This window comes from Halogeometricum sp. S1BR25-6 (assembly GCF_031624495.1).
Lineage (GTDB): Archaea > Halobacteriota > Halobacteria > Halobacteriales > Haloferacaceae > Halogeometricum > Halogeometricum salsisoli.
In genome coordinates this window covers 265219-290752 of the sequence record NZ_JAMQOP010000003.1, presented here as the reverse complement: position 1 = coordinate 290752, position 25534 = coordinate 265219, and the positions used below count along the sequence as shown (strand labels likewise).

The window sequence follows — 25534 nt, the reverse complement described above, 5'->3', positions numbered from 1 at the left end:
TTATGTAGCTCGAACAGAGCAGCAACGTATGGACATCCAAAGTGCGACGTGGACCGAAGTTCGCGACGCGGAGACGAATCTGGCGATGGTACCGATCGGAAGCACGGAGCAGCACGGACCGCACGCCGCGCTCGGCACCGACACGCTCAACGCCGAGACGGTCGCCGAAACCGCCGCCGACCGACTCGACGACCCGGTCGCCGTGTCCCCGGCCGTCTCCGTCGGCGTCGCCGAGGAACACCGACAGTTCTCGGGGACGCTCTGGACGTCCGAGTCGACGTTCCGGTCGTACGTCCGCGACATCGTCGAGAGTCTGGCGTTCCACGGCTTCGACCGCGTGGTGCTCGTGAACGGCCACGGCGGAAACGTGGCTGCCCTTCGGGAGGTCGCCGGAACGATCACCCGCCACGACGACGCGTACGCGGTCCCGTTCACGTGGTTCGAGGCGGTCGGCGAGGACGCTCCGCCCATGGGGCACGGCGGTGCGCTGGAGACGTCGCTGCTCCAACACGCGAACCCCGACGCGGTGCGCGAGGACCGCCTCGACGACGCGGCGGCGGAGGGGACCCGGCGCTGGGGGAACTGGAAGGGGAAAGTCAACCTCGCGTTCGACTCGGCCGAGTTCACCGAGAACGGCGTCGTCGGCGACCCGCGCGAGGCGAGCGCCGACCTGGGCGAGGACCTCCTCGACGCCGCGAGCGAGGCGTTGGTGGACCTGCTCGAAACGGTCGCCGAACACGACACCGAACGGCCGCCTCGGAAGTAGTCCGGAGTCGCTCGCTCCGGGCGCCCGTCGTCGTCCTCGCCGCGCGTCGCTCGCCGGCGGGGACGCGGCATCCCGTCACAATGCGCCGCCGATGTCCACTTTACGAGTTTCGTCGAAGCTTCGAACCTCGACGTAACAGCAAGCGGATACGTTGTGGATGGCGCCGCAGTGAGACAACTCGTGTCACGAATCACACCGTTCGAGCAGCGTCGCGTGCGGGGAGAAGTTCGCCGCCGCCGTCCGCGACCGGGTCGCATCGACGCTCGAACGTCTCTGCGGCGAGTTCCCCGTCTGCGAGTGACGACTGTCGGTGTCACAATATTCCCGCCCCACGAATTTCGGCGCGTCCCGTCGGCCACTCGTTCGGGACGCGAACCCGCGTCGGAGGCCCCGCGTCGCGGACGAACGAAACGACGACTCGACCGACGAACCTAAACAATAAAGAGCGAGACTACCGAACGACACTACTGTGAACACGAGTCACGATCGGTACGACGCTATCGTGGTCGGCGTGGGTGGAATGGGGAGCGCGACCACCTACCACCTCGCCGAGCGCGGTCTGGACGTCCTTGGATTAGAACGGTACGACATTCCTCACACGAAGGGGTCTTCGCACGGTGTCACGCGCATCATCCGGCGCGCGTACTACGAACACCCCTCGTACGTGCCGCTTATCGAGCGGGCCTACGACCTCTGGGACGACCTTGCAGAGAAGACGGGGCGCGACCTGATCCAGCGGACCGGGTCCATCGACGCGGGACCCGCGGACAATCCCGTGTTCGCCGGGTCGAAGCGCTCCTGTGAAGAGCACGACATCCCCTACGAGGAACTCACGGGCGCCGAGGTGAACGAGCGGTTCCCCGGCTACGAACTGCCCGAGGAGTACCGCGCCGTCTACCAGGAGGACGGCGGATTCGTCATCCCCGAACAGGCCATCATCGGCCACACGGTGCTCGCGCAGGCCAACGGCGCCGAAGTGCGCGCCCGCGAGCAGGTCCACGACTGGAACGAGACGAACGACGGCGGCGTCCGGGTCCGAACCGACCAGGGGGTGTACGTCGCCGACCGCCTCGTGCTCGCCGCGGGCGCATGGAACCACAAACTCGCCGACGCGTTGGAGGGGCTGGCGGTCCCCGAGCGACAGGCGCTGGCGTGGTTCCAGCCCGAGGCGCCGTCGAACTTCCAGCCCGGTAACCACCCGGTCTGGAACCTTAGCGTTCCCGAAGGGCGCTTCTACGGTTTCCCGGTCCACGACGTGCCCGGGTTCAAACTCGGGAAGTACCACCACCGCGACGAGCAGGTTGACCCGGACGACTTCCAGCGGGAACCGGACCGGGCCGACGAGGCGCTGCTCCGCGACGTCACCGAGAAGTACTTCCCGCAGGCCGCGGGCCCGACGATGCGGCTCTCGACCTGCCTGTTCACGAACTCGCCGGACGAACACTTCATCCTCGATACGCTCCCCGAGCACCCCCAAGTCGCCGTCGGAGCGGGGTTCTCGGGTCACGGGTTCAAGTTCGCGAGCGCCATCGGCGAAACCCTGGCCGACCTCGCGATGGACGGGGAGAGCGACCATCAGATCGATATGTTCGGTCTCGACCGCTTCGAGTGACGGCCGGACGGCCGGCTTACTCCCCTCCTACCTCACCCGCTGTTGCGCGATAGTCGACGCAGTCTTCCACAACGCGTCCGATTCGGCGACTTACCGTTTCGAGTACCGGATTTTTACTGTCCGCATCCGACTACCGGTACTCGGGGCATACCGAACGTCTCCAAATTACAGGTATATAGTTGTAAGGAGCGAGCAGCTATCGAGAGCGATTGCTGTTCTCCCGAATGGCGTCTTCGAAACCCGCCCTATAGAATCCAATCTCAACTGTACCGGTGGGATACGACCGCCTCCGCAAAGAAATTGAACCGGACGGGTGCCTTCGAGAAACGACGGCCTCCCCGCCGCCGTCTCCGGGCGTCCGTCCGGAACGTCGAACGATATGCACCCGTTTCGGCGTACTCGAGATCGACGACTACCATCGGATTTTTCACTTCAAATACGACGCGGACGTCAAGGACGAGATGCGCATCCGCGACGAGCACAGGGCGAAGTTCTACTACTTCCGACCGAATTCCACGTTCGACCTGCACGCTGTGAGAACCTGGCCTCGCACAACGCCCAGACGCGAATCGACGTTCGTCTCGGTACCTTCTGTTTCTGCTTTCCATCGTGAACCGCTCGAAGCAGCTCTTGAAGTCGAATCGGTGAGTCTTCTACGGAGAAATACTTCTGAAATATCTCCACACGGAGCTGCAGAGTCCCGCGATAGATTCAACGGCGTACGCGAGACAAACACCATCAATATGATGCTCCTACATCTCGAATCGCTGGCGTGTCTGCGAGTCTCGGGAATTCTCCGACGCGGACGCGCTACTCGTCCGAATCGATTTCGCCGGCTTCGGTCAGGGCTTCGACCGCCTCGCGGACCGCTTCGAGCGAGGTGTACCGCGGTTCGTATCCGAGTCGCTCGCGGGCCTTCTCGATGCTCGCGTTCGGGCTGTAGCGGATGTGTTCCTCGGTCGCCTCGACGTCCGTCTCGTCGTATTCGGGCCGGTCGGCCCACTCGCCGAACGGGAGGTACGTGAGGTTGGCGTCCCGCCCGAACCACCCGGCGACGGCCTCGGCGTAGCCGCGGAGGGTGAGCGCCCGCGGTGAGACGACGTGGAAGCTCTCGCCGACGGACGCCGACCAGCGTTCGAGCGCACGCTGGAAGCCCTGCGCCACGTCGTCAGCGTGGACGTGGTGGACGGTTTCGAGCCCGAAGTTGGGGAGTGCGACCTCCTCGCCCCGCGCGAGTCGCGAGAACACCTCGGTGTCGAAGTTGCCGGCCGGATTGAGGGGCTCCCAGCCGGGACCCACGATGTGGCCGGGATGGAGGACGGTCGCCGGGAAGCCGTTCCGTCGCGCCTCGTCGAGTAGGTACGCCTCGATTTCGGCCTTCTTCTGCCCGTACTCGCCGAGCGGCCGGCGCGTGCGAGGGGCGTCCTCGGTCGTGGGGACGACGTCGCTCGGACCGTGAACCCAGACAGTCCCGCAGTGCAGCAGGTGTTGGACCTCCCCGCGTAGCGACGCGACGAGCGATTCGGCGCTCTCCGGTTCGAAGCAGATCAGGTCGACGACGGCGTCCGGGTCGGTGGCCGCGATCGCCTTGCCGAACTCGCCGCGTTCCTCGGCGGCTTCGCGGTCGAGTTCGACCGACTCGACGTCGGTCCATGCACCATCGTCCTGATAGGGGTCCCGCTCTCCTCGACTGACCGCGACGACTTCGTGGCCGGCTCGCACCAGTCGCGGTACCAGGTAGGTGCCGATGTGTCCGGTCGCTCCGATGACGGTGACTCGCATAGGTAGTGCTATCACCGGTCTTCGCGAAAAGAATTCGGGTACCGGACGGATGGAGACGGAGTCCCACCCGTACTACTCCTCTCCCGCCAAGAGTGGGAACCCAATCCCGGAAGAGAGTTTCCAGATATACTGGAAACGGGGGCGCCTCTCCCTCTCAGCGTCACGTGTGTTTTCTCGGTGTACGGGTCGTTCTACGTCGATTCGCGGAACCCATTACAATAATAGTAGTGTGAGCAATGATGGCCGAGCACTGCTGGCGAGCACGATAGTATTAGTGGACTCGCCCGGCCGTTCGCCTCCCGAGACGCGTCGTCTCGTCGCCGTTCGATTCGGCCGAGGGTCGGCAGTCGCGTCCGCGCGTGCACTTCTCCCGAGATGGTAGCCGTATCCGCACAGAAACACCACGGCCGTCGGCGTCACCGGCGAGGAGGGGACGGGTCGACCCGTAGCAGCGTCCGCCCATCTCCTGCGGTGATGACGTGTCCGTCCTCAATCCGATCGTATTCGGGACCGGCGACGTCGGTAGCCACCGCGAGGTCGCGGTCGTTCGACGCCGACGCGGGAGGCGCGGCCCACTGGCGCGTGAGTGCGGCCGTGTCGTCGCCACTCTCCCTGCGCTGATTCGCGGTGAAGTCCGCGGGAGCGGACGGATTAGTAACGGAGTCAGGATACTCGGCAACGATTCCCATCGGGCCGCCGAGGACGCCCGTCGCGAGCCACGTCGTCCCGGGTTCGTGCTCGCCGCATAGGGTCGGCACCACTGTTCGAGGACAAAGCAGGTTCGTGTTCGGTGGCAGGGATTCGACTGCGCCCTCTCGGGTCCCGTCGAGCGTCCGAAGGAGGCTGTCGCCAGCGGCGGCCGCGGCGGCCGCAGTTCCATCGGTTGCGGCGCTCGCGTGCCCGTCCGCCGGAACCGGAAATCCCCCCTCGACGCTCGTCAGCGTGCGGTCCGTCTTGATACGGTGGAGACGGACGTGCCACGGCGGCGCCGGAGCGAGCCAGCTATCGACGGTGACGTCGTCCCACGGTTCCCAGCGGGAGTAGACGACGTTATCGCGGACGTCTCGGTCGACAATCTGCTGCCGCCGCCGGAATCGCTCGTCGTCGTCGCTCAGGAGGAGCGTCCCGTCGGGAGCGGCACCGGTCCGGCCGTTTCCGTCGGCTACGTTCATCCCGAAGCGGGTGGAGTAGGCGAACTTGTTGTACTTCTCCGCGTCGCCCGAGGCCGTCCCGGCGCAGAGCGCGCACACCTGCCCGTCGTCGGGTTGGAGTACCATCCCCGGTGGTTCTTGGCTGACGACGTCGCTCGGCCGGTCGGGCGTCCGTTCCTCGGCCTGCCAGAACGGGTGGTCGGCGGACAGCGCCAGCGGGAGGAAGAACTTCATCGCCCAGTAGGGCGAAGAGGGGGAGTTGTACGACTCGGTCATCTTCAGCGTCGGGTACGCGTAGCCGAGCGAGAGCACGCCGTCGGCGGTGAAGACGGGCCGCCCGGCCCACCAACGGAGGTGCCGGAGCCACCGTGCTTTCAGCTCTCCCCATGGAAACGCCTCCACGCCCGCGAAGGCCAGTGCACCCCAGAACGCGCCCTGTGCGAACCGGTAGGTGAGGCTTCGACCGTACGGGAGCGCGCCGCCGTCGGCGGCGAACCACCGGTCGAACTCGCCAGCGAACGCTCGGGCGCGGTCGCGGATTCGGTCGGCCCGTTCCGGGTCGCGGTCGTCGGCCAACGTCGCGTACAACAGCCCGTCGGTGTGCAGTTCCCACGCGGTGTAGTAGTCGCAGTGTCCGTCGGGACCGTCGCCGTACCAGCCGTCCGACAGGGCGAACGATTCGAGACGGTCGAGGTCCTGACGCACCCGCTCCTCGTCCGGCTCCGAACCGACCGCTCGGAGCCCCTCGTTCGCGAGCACGCGGAAGAACAGCCAGTTTGAGTCCGGCACGTCCACGTCGTTGATTCTCCGAAGCCAGTCGGCGACGGCCGCCTGCGTGTCGTCCGTGAGCGGTCGCCAGAGGTCGTCAGTCGCCAATGCGAGAGCGACGCCGATGGGTGCCATCTCCACGGCCGTCTGCGAGTAGTCGGTCACCGCGCCCCAGTACTCCTCGTGTTCGGGGTTGGTCCCGTTGGCCAGTCCCGTCCGGTAGCGTTCCCAGTAATCGAAGTCGCCGCCGCCCGCCGCGAGCGGGGCCGCGCCCCACAACGGCCTCGCGAACCCCTCTAGTTCCGCCGCGAGGGTCGGAAAATGCGCCCCCGTGACGCCCGGTCTGACTCTGGCGCCGCCCGGGCTAGCGTGTTGTTCCAGCGGTACGAGCAACGACCGGGCCGCGTTCTGCAGGTCTCTACGGGTTGCTAGCGGGTTACCATCGAGTGGGTTCATCGTCCCGTGGTTCGTCCGACGGGCTCAAAAAGCCGTGGGGGACTCCCCCGAACACCGATTTCCCGGAGACGACGCGGTCGTGGTGAGGAGGCGGGCGACCCGGCTTGAAGGCCGGTGCGACAGCACGATTCTCCCTTTGACGGATCGGAAACGCCGAAATTCACCGTCGCTCGCGGCGCGACGCCGGTGTCTTTTTGCGACTGCGTGACACGACACCCGATAGCATGACCGACCACCATCGGATAGCAATCGCCGGAATCGGTACCGTGGCCGAGGTGCACGCGCTGTCGATTCGTGACCTCAACCGGGCCACGCTCGTCGCGGGGTCGTGCCGAACCGAGTCTCGGGGCCGCGAGTTCGCCGCGGAGTTCGACTGCGAGTGGTACGGCGATACCGGCCGAATGCTCGACGAAGCCGACCCGGGCGTCCTGATCGTCTGTACGCCCAGCGGGGCACACTCGGAGCCGACACTCGCGGCCGCGGCGCGGAACGTGGATGTCCTCTGCGAGAAGCCCCTCGAAATCACGGCCGACCGAATCGACCGCATGGTCGCCGCCGCAGAGGACGCCGGAATCACGCTCGGCGGCGTGTTCCAGCAGCGATTCGACCCCCTCTTTCGGCGGGTCCGCGAGGCGGCCGACGCGGGCCGATTCGGACAGCTCTCGGCCGCTAACGCGTACGTACCCTGGTGGCGCGACGACGACTACTACGACGGCGGCTGGCAGGGTACCCGGGACCTCGACGGCGGCGAACTGCTGAACCAGGCGATCCACGGAATCGACCTCGTGCAGTGGCTCGCCGGCGCGACGATGGACCTCGACCGCGACGAGAACCCCATCGCGGAAGTGTTCGCCTACACCGACCGCTTGGCTCACGCCGAGGACAGCATCGCAATCGAGGACACCGCCGTCGCCTCCGTTCGCTATCGAGACGGCTCGGTCGGACAGATTCTGGGGGCGACGTCGATGTATCCCGGGTCCTCACAGCGCATCCAACTCGGCGGCCGCGAGGGGACCGCGGAGATGCTGGCGGACGAACTGGTCACCTGGGAGTTCCGCGAGGAACGCGAGGACGACGAGCGGATTCGCCGGGAGTTCGGCTCCGACCGCGACACCGGCGACGGGGAGGCGGACGTGGCCATGAACTACGCGAACCACCGCCGGAATATCAAGCGATTCATAGACGGACTCGACGACGAGGAGCCGTACCCGCTGGACGCCGTAGAGGCGCGCAAGGCCGTCGATATCATCGAAGCAATCTACGAGTCCGCGGAGAGAAGCGAGCCCGTGCGCCTGCTCTGACGGCGGTCCGTTCGGCGCGGCGGGCAGAACCGCTGTTGGCTCATCCCCAGCCGATTCGACGCGTCGAACCGGTCGAACCTCCGTCAGTACGCCCCGGCGCGCCGTCCTCTCGTTCGCGGTGCTACCAATACCGCCGCCATCCCTCCGCCGCGCGGACCAGTCCCTCGACGTAGAAGTAATCGCCCCAGAGACAGCACTCATCGTAGTCGCCTTCGCCGCGGTTGTACGCGGCGTCGGTGAGCAGACCGTTCGACCGCTCGGGGTCGGACGCGTAGTGCTCGCCTAGCGAGTCCAGCGTCGTCAGGGCGGCGTTTCGGTACCGGTCCGCTCTGTCGTCCGCGACCGGGAGCACGGCGGCGAGTTGAACGAGACCACAGGCCGCGATAGCGGCGGCCGACGTGTCGCGCACCTCGTCGTCGGCCGGCGCATCGAAATCCCACCGGGGGACGTGGTCGGGTTCCACGCGGTGCAGGTAGTAGTTCGCGAGTTTCGCAGCGAGGTCGGCGTACGCCATCTCGTCCGCGTACTCGGCCGCGAGCGCGTAGCCGTAGATGGCCCAGGCCTGACCGCGCGCCCAGCACGAGTCGTCGTCGTACCCCTGGGCGGTCTCCCCACCCAGCGGTTCCCCCGAGGTTGCATCGCACTTGAACGTGTGGAACGTCGAGCCGTCCGGTCTGACGATATGCTCCGCGTTCGTCCGGGCGTGCGTCTCGGCGATGGCGGCGTAGGCGTCCTCGCCCGTCGCCTCGCTGGCCCAAAACAGCAGCGGGAGGTTCATCATCGTGTCGACGATCATCCGACCGTGAACCCACTCGTCCGCCTCAGGGCTGTCGGGGTCGCCCCACGCTTGGAGCAGTCCGGGAGCGTCCCAGAACCGGTCGGTCAGATGGTCCGCGGCGGTGACGGCCATCTCCCGGTACCGCTCTGTCCCCGTGACCTCGTATCCGGCGACGGCCGAGAGGGTGTAGAGGAATCCGAGGTCGTGCGTCAGCACGTCGCCCTCCGCGAGGCGTCGGTCGAACGTCCGGAGTTGGGTCTCGGCCGCGTCGCGGAACCGCTCTCGACCCGTGACTTCGTGGGCGAGCCAACACTGGCCGGTCCAGAACGAGGTGGTCCACCCACCCATGTTGTCCGTGGGTTGGTAGACGAGGTCCTCGCTGGACGGCCCCGGAAACCGGTCGTAGAACTGGGCGACGTTGTCGTCGATTCGGTCGACAGCGTCGGATAGTCTCGTCTGCAGGTCGTATCGACCGACCCCCGAGGGCGTCGCGTACCGCTCGGGGACGCCCTCGTCGGTCACTGTCGCTGCGAGTCTCGATGGCGCTCGTGGCATTGTCTCACTGATGTATCCCCCCAATCATAAACCCGTCGAGAGGCCGGACTGGCCGCCTATGCGACCCGAGACGACGGTCGACGTGCTTCACGACGGACGCGCTTCCGCGTCGAAGTGCCCCTCTCTGGCGGTGTGCACCGCCCTGTCTGTGGCCCATGTCCCCAACACTTATGCGTTACTACTTCCCACGCATTCACTATGTCGAAGCAGACTGACGGCCAGACTCGCGTAACCAGGCGTAGCCTCCTCGCAGCGACCGCTGCGGGTGCGGCACTCACCGCCGGATGTTCCAGTGACAGTGGCGGGGGCGGCGGGAGTAACAGTAGCGGCGGCAGCAGCGGCGGGGGCGACGGCGTCGTCGACAAGACCTGGAAGGACGTGACGAACATCGAACCCGAACAGTGGAACCTGAACTACTGGAATCCCACGAATAACGCCGCGACCGACTGGGGTGGGAATCCGATGTACGACCGGTTCATGCGGAAGGCGATTCACGAGACCGACGAACCGTACTACGAGTGGCGAATCGTCTCCAGCATGGAATGGCAGGACGACAACGGGTCGCTCGTGCTGAAGGTCGACAACGGTCACGTGTGGCACGACGGCGACCCGGTGACCGCACAGGACGTCGCGACGCAGTTGCGCATCGAGAAGTACAACCGCCACGTGATCTGGGACTTCATCAACGGGCTCACGGTCGAGGACGACGCGACGCTTGTGCTCGACGTCGGTGAGGTCTCGCCGCCGATCCTGGAGGACGTCATCGCCGAGCAACGCCTGTACGCCAAACACTCCGTATTCAAGTCGTGGCTCGAAGACCTCCAGAACGCCGGAGGCACCGAGGAGGAAGACGAGATCGTCGCGGAGCTACTCGACTACAGCATCTCACCCACCAGCGACGAGGCCGTCGGGAACGGTCCGTTCATGATCGGTGACGTGACCCCCGAGCGGGTCCGGTACGACCGCTGGGACCAGTACCCGTGGGCCGAGAACGTCAACTTCGCCCACCAGACGTACCGGACGATCCTCGAAAAGAGTGGGGTCGTCCAGTCGCTCAACTCGGGCGACCTGTCCGGTCATCACTTCACGTACTTCACGGACGAGACCCGGCAGACGCTCCCCGATGAGGTCAAGTACGTGAAGGTGCCGGACAACGGCGGATACGCGATGGACTACAACCAAGAGTCGGAGCACCTCGGTGATGCACGGGTGCGCCGAGCGATCGCCCACCTGATCGACCGGCAAGCCATCGTCGATAACATCACGGCCAATTTCGTGACGCCGTATCCCTCCGGCCTCGCCAGCGACCTGGGGATGGTCGAGGAGGTCGCCGGCGACTACAAGGACTCGTTCAACCAGTACGGTCCGAAGTCCAAGAACGAGGAGGCCGCCGCGGAGGAGCTCCGGGCCGCGGGCTACGAGAAGGACGGCGACAAGTGGGTCGACGAGGACGGCAACCAGCTCCGCGCCGATGTCCTCTCCGCGTCCTGGGGGACCATATCGACGATAGCGGAGACGGTCAATACACAACTCACGCGGGCGGGCATCGCCTCGGAGCTGCAGATCATCGAGCCAGGGACGTTCTTCGAGCGGTTCGAGAACCAGGAGTACGACATGCGTATCGCCTGGTGGGGCGGCGGCGCCGAGCAGACCTCCCCCTGGTTCTCCCTGCGCATCCCGTTTACCCAGACCCACCAGCGCGAAGAGTTGGCGTTCCCCAAGACGACCGAGATCGCGTGGCCACCGGACTCCCAGGACGAGACCGTGGAGTACAACGTGGAGGACGCGGTCGCCGAACTCGGATCGACTACCGACGCCGATCGGTCGGACGAACTGGCGCTGCAACTGGCGTGGACCTGGAACCAGCAGCTCCCGAAGCTTCCGCTGACCGAGCGCTGGACGACACCCTACGTGAACACGGGTGAATGGGAAACGCCGGAGGATCAGGACCCCGAGACCCGTCCCCTCGAGTCCGACAACCCCCTCGCGTACATCATGACCATCGGCGAATGGTGGCCCCGCGCCGGCCTGCTCCAGGCCCCCGAGTAACGAATCGACCCGACCCGCTACTTGGACCGACCACAAGATATCCTTTTCTGCCGATAGTTAGAGACGACGACGTTGAATCGCGCTCCGTCCGCTGAACCGGTGCCAACGGCCAGCGGTGGCTCCGCTACCGCAAACTCGCAGGCGAGACGGCGGGCACGGTCCCGTGGACGACGAGGAGTGAGTCGGGGCCGGAGCGAATCGGCGGCGAGTCGTATTCAGTCCCGGCACCGGTACAGAACGTACCCCGTCGAGAGTAGCAAAACCGTCGCCAGAACGAGGTTGACCTGCGTGATGATAGTGGCCGCCGGCGAGAGTCGGTTGAGGTTCGCCAGCGTGAGCAGCGTCAGCAGAAGAATCAGGAGCGCAACGGCGAACAGCGCCATCACCGCGTTCTCGAACGCACACAGGAGGTCCCAGAAGCGCTGGCGGTTCGTACGAGCCATGCGCTCCGTAACAACCGCGGGTGAAAAAAGAATTGGGTAACGGTGCGTGGTGACCGCTCGACGGGCGAGCGGGAGACCGCGGCGCTACTGGCCGACCGTCACGTTGCGACTGCTGGAGTCGTCGCCCTCATCGACGGCGGCTTCGCTAGCGCTCTCGGCGTGCTTCGCCCGAATCTGCGGGTTGAAAATCCGGTCGAAGCCCTGCGAGAGGAGGATCAGGCCGAACGAGATGAGCACGATCGCGACGAGGGGGGCGATGATGTAGTACACCAGGTCCAGCCGGTACAGAGCCGCGGAGTTGTACGCGCTGTTGAGGGTGACGCCCCAGTTGAGGTTCGTGTACGGGAGCACGCCCAGGAAGTACAGCCCCACGGAACTGAAGATCACGTTCCGCGCAGAGTTGACGAAGTTGATCAGGATGTACGGCATCAGGTTCGGAATGATCTCCTTGGCGAGGATGGCGGGCGTCGAGATGCCCATGATCCGCGATGCCTCTACGTAGGAGTCGTCTCGGAGCGTCAACACCTGTGAGCGCAGCGACCGCGCCAGGCCGGCCCAGACGTGGCTCGAGAGGATGATCCCGACGACAGCCGGATTACGCGGCTCGATAACCGCCGCGATCACGATGATCAGCGCGAGGCCCGGAATGGCGATCATGGTGTCGGCCGCAATCATGAGGGTCCTGTCGAGGGTCCCGCCCTTGTAACCGGCGGCGGTCCCGACAATCGTGGCGATGACCGTCGAGAAGACGGAGCCGGCACCGATCATGATCAACATTGCGGGCGTAGAGTGGACGATGAGGCCGAGCAGGTCCTGCCCGGTGTCGGTCGTTCCCAGTGGGTACTGCATGTTCTGGAACGGCAGGATCCACCGCTCCGCCTGGTTCGTGTACGGGACCTCGATAAGCAGTACTCCGACAGTGCCCATCAGGAGATACAGAAGCAGGATGAGCATCCCGACCCGTGAACGCCAGTCGTTCCACAGGATCAGAAACGGCGCTCGAACGAACTCGTCGTAGTGTCGACGGTACCGGTCCCAGCGCGTCTCGTTGCTCTCAGCCGCCTCGGTTAGGTCGAGGTCCTCGAGCCGTGCGTTCCCATCGGCTTGTAGTTGCTCAGTAGGTCTCACGTGAATCACCCGTTTCTGCGCGCGGATCGATGTAGCTGTACGTCACGTCAGCGACGAAGATAGTCGTAACGACCGCGACCGTGATCAGAATGAACCCGCCCATCATGAGCGGGTAGTCCCGCGCGTTGATCGACTCGTAGATGTAGTAGCCCAGTCCGGGGTAGTTGAAGATCTGTTCGAGAATGATCGACCCGCCGAAGATGCCCCCGATGGCGATCATCAGGTTCGTGTACAGCGGGAGGATGGCGTTGGGCGTCACGTACTTGACGACGATATCGCGCTCGGGGATCCCTGCCAGCCGCGCGACCCGCAGGTAATCCTTCCCGAGGACGCTGATACTATTACCGCGCATCCCGAGCGCCCAGCCGCCGAACGCGGTCAGCGTGATCGACATGATCGGTAACGCGCCGTGACGGAGCACGCTCAAGAGGAACTCGGCGTTCCATCCCACGGAGAGGTTAGACTGGAACCGCCCGCCGGTGGGGAACCACCCGAGCTGGTACGCGAAGGCCATCAACAGCACGATGGCCACGAGGTAGTACGGGATTGAGGTCAGGAACGTCGAGACGAGCGTCCCGCCGCTGTCGAGTCGAGTGCTCTCGCGATACGCCATGACTGCACCTGTGAGGATCCCCATGGTAAACGACAGGATCAGCGAGACACTCATGACAAACAGGGTCCAGGGGAGCGCGGCGATGAGGATGTCGGCGACCGGCTTGTCGTACCACATCGAGGTCCCCAAGCTACCGGTGAGGATCTCACCCAGGTATTCGACGTACGCGATATGGACCGGTTGGTCGGGGTTGACCTGGGTGTACGTCGCCGCAAGTTCCCTAGCACGGGCGGTCGAGAGGCCCTGTTGTTGAAGGTTGGCTATCATGTAATCCATCGGCCCACCCGGCATGTACCGGATGAGGAAAAACGAGAACGTGATCACGGCGAACACCGTGAACACGGACATCCCGAGTCGTCTGGCGTAGTAGTTCTGAATCATGCGCTGAGGTTGTGTGTGGTGTGGTTTGACATCGTCTACGCTGGTTTCGATTCGTTGCTGGGACCGACGCTCGCGGCCAGTTCCCGGAGTTCGTCAGACGGATCGTTCTCGCGGGCGGTACGAAGCCCCTCTCTGGCCTCGGGGTGATCGAGGGCCGCCAGGGTCCAGATCACGTTGCCGCGGACGACCGGTTTCTCGTCGTCGAGCAACTCGATCAGTCGCGGGATCGCGGGCTCGAACGCCGTGGGGTCCCGCTCGGCGACGTGGGAGGCAACGCCAGTGGCGGCGGCCCGGACACGCGGGTGCTGGTCCTCGAAGAGTGCGATCAGCAGCTCGCTGGCGCCCGAATCGAGGACGACGTCGGTAACGGCCTCGGGGTGAGATTCGGTGGCCGCCGCGACCGTCCGGCCGACGATCAGTCGGCTGCTCTCGTGTTCGATCCGGCTGTGGCGTTCGAGTGTCATCAGGTCCCCGCCCTGTACCTCGAGCGGCTTGTTGGTGGCCGACTCGAAGTCCTCGGTCAGCGCCGCGAGCAGGTCCGGAACCGCGTCCACGAGCCGTTCGGGGGCCTCCGTCCCGACCGCGAGGAGTATCCCCGCGGCGTGCCGCGCGACCCCGTCTCTGGAGTGGTCGAGCCGTTCCATCGCGACCGCGTCGTGCTCGGCGACGGCATCGGGTGCGACGGTCGAGAGGTACTCGATGGTCTCCATCGTCCGCCGTTCCGTGACCGTCTCCTCGAGCATCGGCAGCAGCCGAGCCAGGAGCCGGTCTATGGTCTCGGGGCCGGCGTCCGCCAGGACGACCCCCGAAATAGCGGCGATCCGGTGGACCGACATCCGCTCGTGACGGAGCAACTCCGGGATCGCGTCGAGGGTTGCCTCGACTGTCTCCTGGTCGAACTTCCCCTGCTTGGCCTGGGTCGCGAGGTCTCGGACTGTCGAGAGGGACGGGACTGAGTCGGCGACCGACGGGTCGAGGTCGTCGATCGCCTCTCGGAGCGTCGACACGTCGATCGGGTCCTTGTCGGCGATGGCGATCATTGGTCTTCCTGCACGCCGGGGAGCGGGTCGCTCTCCCAGTAGGGGTGGTCGTCGTCACAGACGCGGAAACACGCCGTGCTGTGTCCCTCCGCGGAGTCGAACTGCTCCGGCTCCCGCTCCGTGCAGACCTCTCGGGCCTCGGGACACCGCGTGTGGAACCGGCAGCCAGAGGGCGGGTTCTTGGCGTCGGGGATGTCGATACCCCGGATCGGCGGCTCCTCGTTCTCGCCGCCGGAATCGAGGTCCGCAGTCGCCCACATGAGCACCTTCGTATACGGGTGCTGGGGGTTCCGGAGGATCTCCTCGACGGTCCCGATCTCGATGATCTGCCCGAGGTACATGACGCCGATCCGCCCGCCAGCGTTACCGGCGAGGTACCGGGCGTTCGCGAGGTCGTGGCTGATGAACAGGTACGAGGTGTCGAACAGATTCTGGAGTTCGAGCATCAAATCCATCATCTCGACCCTGAGCGAGACGTCCAGCGCGGAGACGGCCTCGTCGGCGAGAATCAGGTCCGGGTTCATCAACAGCGCGCGGATGAGCGCGACCCGCTGTTTCTCCCCGCCCGAGAGCTGGTGAGGATACCGCTGGGCGTAGTCCTCGGGCGGGGTCATCCCGACGATATCGAGCAGCGCGTGGATTCGCTGGTGGCGTTCGTCCGTCCCCATCTTCTGATTCCACCGTTTGAGTGGGGATTCGAGGGTGGTGAGGACCTTCCGATTGGGGTTGAGCGAACTCCCGGGGTCTTGGTGGACGATCTGGAGTGACCGCCGAATCTCCTCGAATGGGATCTCGACCTGTCCGGTCCCGTCCCGGGCGTCCCACACGTTCTGGTCGCGGTACTCGACGGATCCGCCCGTGGGACGCTGGACGCCGATGGAGGTCTTTCCCAGCGTCGTCTTGCCACACCCGGACTCCCCAACCAGCGCCACGACGTCGTTCTCGTAGATATCGAGGTCGATTCCGTCGACCGCGTAGACGGTATCGGACTCGCTGAAGATGTTGAGGATGCCGCCGCCGTCCTCGAAGTGAACCTCGACGTCGTTCATGGAGACGACCGGCTCTTCGGATTGGGACCCCTCGGTTAACTCCTGTCGGCCGTACTCGTCCGCGTTCGCGAACGGAATCGCCTCCTCCGCCTCCTCCCAGTGGAAACAGGCGGTCCCGTGTTCGTCGCCGACCTCGTGGAAGTCCGGATCCTCTCGGACGCACTGTTCGTCGGCCAGCGGACACCGGGGGTGGTACGTGCAGCCGTCGGGAATGTTCACCGGGTCCGGTGCGCTCCCCTCGATCGGCGACATCTCACCCAGCGGCGCATCGAGATTGGGCACCGACCGCAACAGCGCCCGTGTATACGGGTGGGTGGGGTTTTCGAGGACCTCATCGGCGGGCCCGAACTCGATGAACTCGAAGGCGTACATCACCGCCAGGCGGTCGGCCAGTCCCGCGACCAGCGGTAGGTCGTGGGTGATGAAGATAACCGTCAGGTCGTAGGTCTCCTGTAGGTCCTCGAGGAGGCTGAGGATCGACTGCTGCATCAGCAGGTCCAGTGCCGCCGTCGGCTCGTCCATTACGAGTACGTTCGGCTTGAGAATGAGGCTGTACGCGATCAGCGCGCGCTGTTGCATCCCGCCCGAGAGTTCATGCGGATACGAATCGAGTACTCGGTCGGGGTCCATGTACAGGTCGGAGATGAGGTCCCGGGCGTGGCTGATCCCCTCGTCGACGGGCTTATCGTGTGCCTCAAGCACGAGTTCGAAGTGCTCTCGGATCCGCATCGTCGGGTTGAACGAGCTCTGGGCGCCCTGGAACACCATCGAAATCTCCTCCCAGCGAAGCCGGCGCAGTTCCTCCTTGCTCAGGTTGAGTAAGTTGACTTGGTCGCCGGTGTCGCTTCGGTAGCGAACCTCGCCGCTGAGCGTTCCGGGCTCGACGACGGCGTCGAGCAGCGAGGAGGCGAACATCGACTTCCCGGAGCCGCTCTCGCCGACGACGCCCAGGATCTCCTCGCGCCGAACGTCGAACGTGACATCGTTGAGCACCCGCGAGGTGCCCCGGTTCATCGAGAACGTCACGTTCGTGTCGCGTAACTCGAAAATCGGGTCGTTGACCGAGGCCGGGCGCTCAGACATCGACGATCACCTTCCAGTGGCGCGTACACGCGCTCGGTGTGTGTCTCTTAATAGCACACCCGAGGGTCGCGCAGCGACCGAATAAACTACTCTGAACGGGCATCACAGCCGTGTTGAAGATACTCATACTTATAGATTGCTGGGGTACACCGGCTGTCCGTCGGCTCTACCCGGGTCGCGTCGCTGATGGCCGCCTTTGAACCGGCCGGAGACTGCGGGCGTTCCCGCGGCGAGAACAGCGCCCGGAACCGCGAATAACCGGCGAACGAATCACTCGAAAGAGCGAACGAACGTCGGAGTGATACGGGATTACGTCCCCGTCACATGTACGTAATGTTCAGTTCGATGACGTTGGCAGCGCTCTTCAGTTCCTCGGGGAGTTCCCGAGTGAAGTATTCGTTTTGGAGCCGGCTCGTAGGGCCGGAGACGCTGATTGCGCCCTCGACTCTGTCGTTGTTATTGATGATCGGAACCGCGACGCATCGGAGCCCTTGGACACGGGCTTCGTCATCGAACGAGACGCCCGCTTCGCGAACCGTCTCGAGTTCTTCGAGCAACGCATCGCGCGTCGTTATGGTGTTCGGCGTCGTGCGCGGAAGCCCGTGGTGCTCGATGATTTCATCGACACGTTCTTCGGGTAAATGCGCGAGAATTGTCTTCCCCAGCGCCGTGTTATGGAGGTGGACCCGCTGTCCGACGTACGAGTCGGTCCGCACGGCCTTGTTACCGTGGGCGCGGTGAAGATACACTCCCTTTCCCTTCTCCTCGACGACGAGATTCGCCATCTCGCCGGTGGACTCCGCCAGCGCCGTCACTTCCGATTTCGCGATGTCGTAGATGTGCCGGTTCCGACGAGCGAACCCACCGAGGTCGAGAAGTCGAAGCCCGACCTTGTACTCCGTGCCGTTCTTGATGACGTATCCGTCCTCTTCGAGCGTGCTCAGGTAGTTGTGGATACTGCTGTTCGAGAGGTCGAACTCCTCGGTGAGTTCCGTCACTGTCGCCCCGTTCTTCCGCTTCAGTTCTTCGAGTATTTGGAACGTTGTTCGGGCCGTTTTCACGGTGCCGTTGTTTCGTGTGGTGCTCATACGTACGGTACATATCTTCACACATGATAAATTATTCTCCACAATAGCGATAACTCGGCAGTATCCCTCCTCACGCGGCGGCAGCGGTAACCCTCTGTTGCGTCTCTCCTAAAGCATCACATCGCGTATGACGCCGACGTCCGAAAATCTAATACACCCCGTCGTCGTCCTATGGGATGATGCAGCCACCAGAAAGCAATTTTCCGGCGATAGGCCTCGGTACGTGGCAGAACACCGACCCGGACGAGTGCGCGAACAGCGTCCAGACGGCACTCGAACTGGGGTATCGGCACATCGACACCGCCCACTACTACGGAAACGAAGAAAGCGTGGGTCGCGGTCTCCACCGGGCGGACGTCGAACGCGACGATGTCGTCGTCGCTTCGAAAGTCCACGCGGAGAAGTTCGGGTTGGACTACGACGGCGTGATCGAGGGGGCGAAAAAGAGCTGTGAACGAATGGATGTCGAGCGTCTCGACTTACTCTACGTCCACTGGCCGGTTCTCCACTACGACGCGGAAGAGACGCTTTCTGCCTTCGAGCAACTCAAACAGGACGGGGTTATCGACCACGTCGGACTCAGCAACTACTCGATAAATCTGCTCGACGAAGCCTTAGAGGTGCTCGACGAGACGCCGCTGGCGCTTCAGATGGAGATGCACCCCTTCCTCCATCAGGACGACATCCTCGAGTACGCGCAGGAACACGATATCTGGCTGATCGCGTACTCACCTCTGGCACGCGGCAACGTGTTCGAGAACGACGTGCTCGAATCGATTGCGGAGAAACACGAGGTGAGCGAAGCACAGGTCTCGATCGCTTGGCTGCTCTCGAAGGACAACGTCCGCGTAATTCCGAAAGCCAGCAGCGAAGCGCACCTCCGTGACAACCTGCACGCGGTCGACCTCGCCCTTGACGAGGAGGACATCGAGCGCATCGACGACATCGACCGTCAGGAGCGCTACGTGGAGCGCGACGATTCGCCGTGGCTCGAAGCGAAGTAGGTCCGCCGCATCACGCTCCATTACTGCTCGACGGTCCTCTCTTTTTCTCCGAGTGACGAACTGATTGCGGCCCGAGACACGTTGTCGTTTTCGGGGACTCGACACCTCTCGAGGGTCCTGACTTCCGCGATCCGTCCCGCTGACAGCCTCCACCTCGGTCAACGCGGCTCGTAGGGGCGTCCTGTCTCTCCCGAAGAGAGCTGACCGACGCGCTTGAGAACTCATAGGATCAACCTGATGCGGCTCCTTCGCGCGGCCGACCAGTCACCACGAACTAATCGTGATTTCGCGCAACGGCCGTTCGAGCGGGATGTCCACCCGCGACCCAGTGTAGTGCGAGAGGTAGAACCCGACGATGATTTCCAGCGACCGGGCGGCCTCCGCACCCGGCGAGTAGTTCTCGCACTCCCCGTTCAGGAGGTCCTGGATGTGGTGTGCCGCGTTCATGAACGACCCCTTGTAGTCGTCCTCCCACGTCCAGGCGCCGTCGATTCCCGGAAGTTCCTGCCTGACGTGCTCCCCGTCTTCGAGCGACCAGTAGCGCCACTCTCCGTCGTCGTTGTTGAGGTAGAGTTTCCCTTCGCTTCCGATAAAGTTCAGCGTCATCGAGGACATCTCTCTCGGTATCGTACAGTCTACCGATACGAACGTGTCGTCGTCCATCACGATGTGGCCGCCTCCACCTGCGTCGTCGACCGGTTCGCTGGCGTCCAACGTGTCCACCGCCTCATTGTCGCCCGTGATGTACCCACTCACCGTCTCCGCGCGCGCGTCGAGGAGGTACACGAGCGTGTCCAACACGTGCGTCGAGTTTCGCATCAGCTCCATCCGATACTGCGTGCTGACGGATTTGATCTCGCCCAGCAGGTTCTCGTTCTGTATCAGATACTGCAACCGCTGTAGTTTGTTCGTGAACCGGAACGAGTGGTTGACTACGAGTTCCGTGTCGGTCTCCTCGCAGACGTCCACCATCTCCTCGGCCGCCGATACCCGCGAAGCGATCGGTTTTTCGCACCAGATCACATCCGGGTCGGCCGCAGAACGGGCCACATCGATTGTGTGTCGGTCGTGGAGAAACGAGGGAGAACAGATAGAGACGACGTCGAGGTCCTCGCTGGCGAGCAACGCTTCGTGGCCGACGTACTGTCTGCTGGGGGGAATTTCCCACGCTTCACCGAACGTGGCGAGACTTTCTTCGTCGACATCCGCCACCGCGACCAACTCGATACCGGACGTGCTGTCGTACCCCCCCGCGTGACTCGCGTCGATTTTCTCTGTCCCGATGGCCTCCTCGTCGTGCATCCCGAGGATTCCCATTCCGGCGATTCCGCCTGTTCCGATTATACCTGCTTTGTATGACATGGTTATCAGAGTCTTGTGTCGACTAAACTGGGGTATTCCCTTCAGGAGCGGAGCTCTCGTATCCCAAGAGAATCTTCTGGAATCTCATCCGAAGTCGAACCCATCAACGAGGCTGACCACATCTGCCAACATAAGTCTATGGGTGTCGGTGGCAAGGGCTGGTTGGTATAATCGCTCTGATGCGTAGTCGCTATCTTCACAGGTCGTTCATCCATCCACGGCTCGTTTCCAGTGATACTGGAACTGCTCCTTTTTGAGTGGAAGTAGTTCCTGGAATAGATTTGGTTTTATACTTATACTGGGAATCCTGCTCTCCAACTTCTCGTTGCGACGCGGAGAACTTCGCCGAACCATCCCTCAGTGGCCCCGTCCACTTTCCATTACAAAAATATAGTTGTAAGGGAAATTGGTCCACTATTACTGGAGCATCTTACACTATCGATGACGGACGATGACGTCCACCTGAATTGATTAGCGTACACCACCACCCAGTCCCTTTAGAAGCGTATAGACTCTGCGTCACGTGGTTTGATTAGAATGTCTTGGGCCTGTTCGTCTTCCATCTATATCTAAGATATCTCTTTCCAACTCCTTCCTGAACTGGGCAACACGCTGAGGCGGGTAGTTGCAACTGTAACCCTCAGCGTAGATGGTCTGCGCCGTTGCGGTACTGGTCGAGATGAATCTCCCCGGGTCGGAGAACGAGGGCGCGGCTTCCCACGTAGAAATGTGAATCGGGTTAGAGTACTGGATAGCATAGCGGACTGTTCCGCAAATCGGGGTTTCGGCTGCCTAATTCGATTGAAACCGCGTATCACAGCCGTTCTATAGCCTCCGTAGTCTCAATTCTCCCGACGAACAATAGCTAAGACTGGGTATCTCGATGCATACGGTCGCCCTGTAGCAACGGCGCGTTCAACAAAGCAGTGCAGGAGTTCTCACCTCCAAATTGCACATCGTCGAACCATCGGGAAAACTGCTTGTTCGACGAACTGGAGCACCCACGACTTCGGGAGAGCCTGCATTCGATCACACGACGGCCGAACCTGTAACTCTCAAAGGGTTTCAACAGAGTCGATTCTCCGGCACACAGGCTATCCCTCACCGAAAGATGGGGTCATCAACCCGAACCAGTCGAGTGGCACGGTATGCCCAAACTCCGTCTACAACCGCTCATTGGCCCAACACTGATCGTTTGAACGAGCTATAACTGACGGTTACGCTCATAGACGACTGGATACTCATACTCTAGAGTAGACAAAGTAGATTAGATAGAATGTGTTCGTCATCGACTGATGGCTGGTGCGATGCTCCTGCGTGGATAGGTGATTTCTCGATTAACCCCTTGAAGGCCGTCACGACGTGCCCCTACCCTCTAAAGCGGTTACCAGTCGATGAAAGAAGGGACCGAGCCGATATTGACAATGACAGATTGTCGCAGACTCAGATTCGGAAAGACAAGAGACCAGATGAGTAAAGACGTGAGATATGAGACGTTTCTCTCATCACGTATTCAAAAGTCGTGGTTGGTCTACACATAGTGCCACAAATATATTCGTCGAATACGCGAAACACTTCGTTTTCCTCGCTCAACGAAAATTTCCAAGAGGATCTGAGTGTTGTACTGGACAGCGCACCGGGATTTTACCATCGACCAGTATGAAATTGTGCTCTCTGGCAATCTTGTATCCATTCGGGTTCCCATCAATACTTCAGAGTATATTCTTCGGATAGTGTCAACTCCAGCTGGCGGTGCTGTCGGTGACCGCTCTCGGTCCCAGCGATGAGCATCCGTTTATATCGATCACCCAGAGACAGGTGTTGTCTAATCTAATATGTTTGATAAAGTCTGGATTGAGAGCTGACGCGCCGTGAGTTGGTCGTTGACCGGCAAGAGACAGATAATACAGATCAGTACAGTCGTTGAAGTCGCCCCAGAGACTTGACCGTCCGTAAGTGGATTGAAACTTACAATACTAAAATCGTAACACCAGCAAAGACGGATGTATAACTCGGACGCGATACTCATTACAATATTAGTGTTGTAATGATAGTATTAGATGCGTAATGTCGATATCAGGACATCGAGTTCTCGAGTTCGAACTCGTTGGCGACGCCGAGGAGGATCTTCGGAATCTCCTCTTCAAACCGATCTTCGGTCATTCGATTCGCGGGACTGGCGACGCTGAAGGCCCCGGCGACACGACCATCAGAGCCATCCACGGGGACGCCAACAGCCTTCACGCCCTCTAGTTGTTCCTCGTTATTGAATGAGACTCCCCGGTCTTTGACGACTTCCAGTTCCTCGAGCAGGTCCGACCGGTCGGTAACGGTGTTCTCCGTGCTCGCCGGGAGTCCCCACTCCTCGATGATGGCGACGACTCGTTCCTCGGGGAGACGGGAGAGGATGGCCTTTCCGGCGGCGGTCTGATGAAGATAAAACCGCTTGCCAACGGTGGAGTACTTCCAGACGGCGTGTTTTCCGGAGTAGGTGTACATATAGACACCCCGTCCGTTCTCTTCGACGGCGAAGACAGCCCGACACTCCGTTTTCTGTGCGAGCTGGTCGGTGTACGATTCGGCGGTCCTGTAGGCGTTTCTCCTGTTGCGAACGTAGTCTGCCAGTCCGAGGAACTGGAGGCTGAGGTGGTAGATGTCCCCCGACTTGACGACGTAATCTGCGCCGACGAGGGTCGAGAGGTGTGCGTGAACAGTGCTCGGTGAGAGATCGAGTACCTCCGCGAGCTCCGTCACTCGAGCGCCGTCCAACTCGCGTAACTTCTCTATGACCTCGAGTGAGGTCGTCGTGGTCTGCAACCGCCGACCGCCATTATCGGTGTTCATACGTTACACATACCGTAGCTACTATATAAAATTCGTGTGTCGCGAATTGCCAGATAATCCCCAAGTACAGTCCGTGAAATGAAGACCGTGCGGGTGTGATACATACTCACAGAGTATATAAAATTCGCCTCTGCACAAACGATTTCGGGCGACGAGCGAGTGTTAGAGTTCCGACGGTTGCCAGAAACCACCGAACTGGACCGCCTGAGGTTGGGATTCCTCTCAATTTAGAGGATAAGTCAGCTGAACTGGGCAGAGAACAGAGAGGGTTCGGTACGAGTTGGCGGTTGAGATACGATTCGTGCCTCCCGAATATCGTGGAAAATCGACCGCTTCTCCGGGGTTTCGCGGAGCTCCCAGGATTCAGAGCCCGAGCATCTCTCGGGTCTCCGCAGGGGACGCGACAGGCCGTTCGAGTTCGTCCGCGATGCGAGCGGTTCGGCGGACGAGTTGTGCGTTGCTCTCGGCGAGTTCACCTTTCCGGTAGTAGACGTTGTCTTCCATCCCGACGCGGACGTGACCCCCCATCGTGATGGCCGCGGTCGTCATCGGGAGTTGGTGTTTGCCGACCGCGAGGCACTGCCACTCGACGGGGTCGGGCAAGTTGTCGACGAACGCCTCCAAGTTCCGGGGGCCGGGCGGCATCCCGTTTTGCATCCCGAAGATGACCGTCGCCCAGTAGGGTTCCTCCAGTAGGCCCTCGTCGATGAGGTGTTCCGCTTCCGGGATGTGGCCCGGGTTGAACAGTTCGAGTTCGGGTTTGACGCCGGCCTCACGCATCCGCTCGGCGTACTCCTCGTTCTGTTCGCGCGTGTTCTCGGCTGTCCGCGTCTGGCCGAAGTTGATGGGACCCAAGTCGACGGTTGCCACCTCCGGGCGTGGATCCGTCTCGAGCACCGGAGCGATGCGCTCTTCCCGCGGGTAGATACCACCACCGCCTGTGGTGAAGTTGACGATGATGTCATCGCAGTACTCGTCGATCGCGTCCGTGAGCTCTTGGTACCTAGCAACCGACTTCGTCTTCTCACCGTGTTCGTCACGGGCGTGGAGGTGGACGATAGACGCCCCTGCCTCCTCGCAGGCGGCAACGTCCTGTGCCACTTCGACGGGTTGGGTCGGGAGGTTCGGGTTTGCCTCCTTTCCGTGGTGTCCACCGGTCGTCGCGACGGAGATGATGAGCTTTCGGTCGAAGTAATCTTCGTAGCCACTGTACGGCATACCCCAAACCACCCATTTCATCGTGTTAATTCTTCCGGGAGCGCGTCTGGGACGGCCGTTCCGTGGTGCGACTCGATTCTACTCTGCTTCTGATCAGTAGTACGTTGATGCGTGTGTGAGGGGCTGAGCCCCGGTATGGAACCCTAATGTTTATCAATCATCGTTCGGGATGTGAGGGTATGCAGAAAGACAGCACAGCCCTAGTCACCGGTGGCGGCCGTGGTATCGGCCAAGCCATCTGCGTCGAACTGGCACGACGGGGGGCCGACATCGTCGTCGCCGACCTTGACCCCGACGAGATGCAGGAGACCGTCGACCTCGTTGACGCCCAGAATCAGCGTGCTTGCGCGATAGAGACCAACGTTACCGACCTCGAATCCGTCGAATCGGCTGTCGACACCGCACTCGAAGAGTTCGGCAGCGTGGAGTGCCTCGTCAACAACGCCGGCATCGCGGGACCGACCGCGCCGTGCGAGTCCATCGACTCGAAAGAGTGGGACGATACCCTCGACGTGAACCTTCGGGGGGCGTTCTACACCTGCCGGACGCTGCTTCCATCGATGAAAACCCAGTCATACGGTCGCATTGTCAACATCGCCTCGGTGACAGGGAAGCGGCCGCTCACACAGCGGACACCGTACGCGGCCTCGAAGATGGGGCTCATCGGATTCACGAGGACGCTCGCGGCCGAGGTCGGCGACCACGACATCAACGTCAATGCGATCTGTCCGGGGTCGGTCGACGGTCCCCGCATCCAGCGAGTCTTCGAGGAGAAGGCACAGGCGGCGGGCCGGTCCTACGAGGCGGTCCGATCGGACGCCGAGAGTCAGAGCCCTCGGAACGAACTAGTCAACAGAGAGAACGTCGCGAACACGGTCGCGTTCCTCTGCTCCTCCGACGCCGACCAGATGACTGGGCAAGACCTCAACGTCTCGGCGGGCAAAGTGATGTACTGACAAAACCCGACGTGCGAGCCGCCTGAATGAAACCGCTCGGCGAGAGTGACGACTGAGGAAGTGTATCGCATTATCAATCATAAACTATATATCGGAGGACTCACGAA

General features: G+C 62.4%; 18 protein-coding genes. 6 read left to right on the top strand and 12 right to left on the bottom strand.

The window, feature by feature from the left end; translation table 11 throughout:
- The first annotated feature begins 28 nt into the window (after positions 1-28).
- Together NDI76_RS16490 and solA are read left to right on the top strand one after the other, a co-directional pair.
- Entirely contained in the window at positions 29-766 is a 738-nt protein-coding gene (locus tag NDI76_RS16490) for a creatininase family protein (protein WP_310925231.1), read from the top strand.
- 469 nt (positions 767-1235) lie between these two features.
- Complete coding sequence (solA, locus tag NDI76_RS16485) at positions 1236-2378, top strand: N-methyl-L-tryptophan oxidase (RefSeq protein ID WP_310925230.1); 1143 nt, start codon at positions 1236-1238, stop codon at positions 2376-2378.
- A gap of 810 nt (positions 2379-3188) precedes the next feature.
- On the opposite strand, the gene NDI76_RS16480 is transcribed toward solA, so the two are convergent.
- Both NDI76_RS16480 and NDI76_RS16475 read right to left on the bottom strand, forming a co-directional pair.
- The gene (locus NDI76_RS16480) at positions 3189-4160 is read right to left on the bottom strand and encodes an NAD-dependent epimerase/dehydratase family protein (RefSeq protein ID WP_310925229.1); all 972 of its coding nucleotides are present in this window, start codon (positions 4158-4160) and stop codon (positions 3189-3191) included.
- Positions 4161-4576: 416 nt separating this feature from the next.
- Entirely contained in the window at positions 4577-6535 is a 1959-nt protein-coding gene (locus tag NDI76_RS16475; RefSeq protein ID WP_310925228.1) for a DUF2264 domain-containing protein, read from the bottom strand.
- A gap of 224 nt (positions 6536-6759) precedes the next feature.
- On the opposite strand from NDI76_RS16475, the gene NDI76_RS16470 reads away from it, so the two are divergent.
- A complete protein-coding gene (locus tag NDI76_RS16470; RefSeq protein WP_310925227.1) occupies positions 6760-7836 on the top strand; it encodes a Gfo/Idh/MocA family protein in 1077 nt (358 codons plus the stop codon).
- Between the two features lie 121 nt (positions 7837-7957).
- Here NDI76_RS16470 and NDI76_RS16465 read toward each other — a convergent pair whose 3' ends face one another.
- A complete protein-coding gene (locus NDI76_RS16465) occupies positions 7958-9169 on the bottom strand; it encodes a glycoside hydrolase family 88 protein (protein ID WP_310925226.1) in 1212 nt (403 codons plus the stop codon).
- A gap of 198 nt (positions 9170-9367) precedes the next feature.
- On the opposite strand from NDI76_RS16465, the gene NDI76_RS16460 reads away from it, so the two are divergent.
- The gene (locus tag NDI76_RS16460; RefSeq protein ID WP_310925225.1) at positions 9368-11218 is read left to right on the top strand and encodes an ABC transporter substrate-binding protein; all 1851 of its coding nucleotides are present in this window, start codon (positions 9368-9370) and stop codon (positions 11216-11218) included.
- Positions 11219-11433: 215 nt separating this feature from the next.
- On the opposite strand, the gene NDI76_RS16455 is transcribed toward NDI76_RS16460, so the two are convergent.
- The 6 genes from NDI76_RS16455 to NDI76_RS16425 all read right to left on the bottom strand — a co-directional run bounded on the left by NDI76_RS16455 (position 11434) and on the right by NDI76_RS16425 (position 18043).
- Positions 11434-11661, bottom strand: a complete 228-nt coding sequence (locus NDI76_RS16455; protein WP_310925224.1) for a hypothetical protein — start codon at positions 11659-11661, stop codon at positions 11434-11436.
- Between the two features lie 84 nt (positions 11662-11745).
- Complete coding sequence (locus tag NDI76_RS16450; RefSeq protein WP_310925223.1) at positions 11746-12789, bottom strand: ABC transporter permease; 1044 nt, start codon at positions 12787-12789, stop codon at positions 11746-11748.
- On the bottom strand, positions 12776-13783 hold the full coding sequence (locus NDI76_RS16445) for an ABC transporter permease (RefSeq protein WP_310925222.1): 1008 nt from the start codon (positions 13781-13783) through the stop codon (positions 12776-12778). Before NDI76_RS16445 ends, NDI76_RS16450 begins: the two co-directional genes overlap by 14 nt.
- 35 nt (positions 13784-13818) lie before the next feature.
- Positions 13819-14823, bottom strand: coding sequence for a HEAT repeat domain-containing protein (locus tag NDI76_RS16440; RefSeq protein WP_310925221.1), 1005 nt, complete (start codon positions 14821-14823; stop codon positions 13819-13821).
- Entirely contained in the window at positions 14820-16955 is a 2136-nt protein-coding gene (locus NDI76_RS22650; RefSeq protein ID WP_425498375.1) for a dipeptide ABC transporter ATP-binding protein, read from the bottom strand. Before NDI76_RS22650 ends, NDI76_RS16440 begins: the two co-directional genes overlap by 4 nt.
- 320 nt (positions 16956-17275) lie before the next feature.
- Positions 17276-18043 (bottom strand): IclR family transcriptional regulator, encoded by a 768-nt coding sequence (locus tag NDI76_RS16425; RefSeq protein WP_310925220.1) that lies wholly within the window; start codon positions 18041-18043, stop codon positions 17276-17278.
- Positions 18044-18222: 179 nt separating this feature from the next.
- Between NDI76_RS16425 and NDI76_RS16420 the strand changes: the two genes are divergently transcribed.
- Positions 18223-19047: an aldo/keto reductase gene (locus tag NDI76_RS16420; protein ID WP_310925219.1), complete on the top strand. Its 825-nt coding sequence runs from the start codon at positions 18223-18225 to the stop codon at positions 19045-19047.
- Between the two features lie 264 nt (positions 19048-19311).
- On the opposite strand, the gene NDI76_RS16415 is transcribed toward NDI76_RS16420, so the two are convergent.
- The 3 genes from NDI76_RS16415 to NDI76_RS16405 all read right to left on the bottom strand — a co-directional run bounded on the left by NDI76_RS16415 (position 19312) and on the right by NDI76_RS16405 (position 24471).
- On the bottom strand, positions 19312-20409 hold the full coding sequence (locus NDI76_RS16415; protein ID WP_310925218.1) for a Gfo/Idh/MocA family protein: 1098 nt from the start codon (positions 20407-20409) through the stop codon (positions 19312-19314).
- Positions 20410-22485: 2076 nt separating this feature from the next.
- A complete protein-coding gene (locus tag NDI76_RS16410) occupies positions 22486-23253 on the bottom strand; it encodes an IclR family transcriptional regulator (RefSeq protein ID WP_310925217.1) in 768 nt (255 codons plus the stop codon).
- Positions 23254-23616: 363 nt separating this feature from the next.
- Positions 23617-24471 carry a beta-keto acid cleavage family enzyme gene (locus NDI76_RS16405; protein ID WP_310925216.1) on the bottom strand — a complete coding sequence of 285 codons (855 nt, stop codon included), beginning with the start codon at positions 24469-24471 and terminating at the stop codon, positions 23617-23619.
- A 179-nt stretch (positions 24472-24650) separates the two neighbouring features.
- Between NDI76_RS16405 and NDI76_RS16400 the strand changes: the two genes are divergently transcribed.
- The gene (locus NDI76_RS16400; RefSeq protein ID WP_310925215.1) at positions 24651-25427 is read left to right on the top strand and encodes an SDR family NAD(P)-dependent oxidoreductase; all 777 of its coding nucleotides are present in this window, start codon (positions 24651-24653) and stop codon (positions 25425-25427) included.
- The last annotated feature ends 107 nt before the right edge of the window (positions 25428-25534 follow it).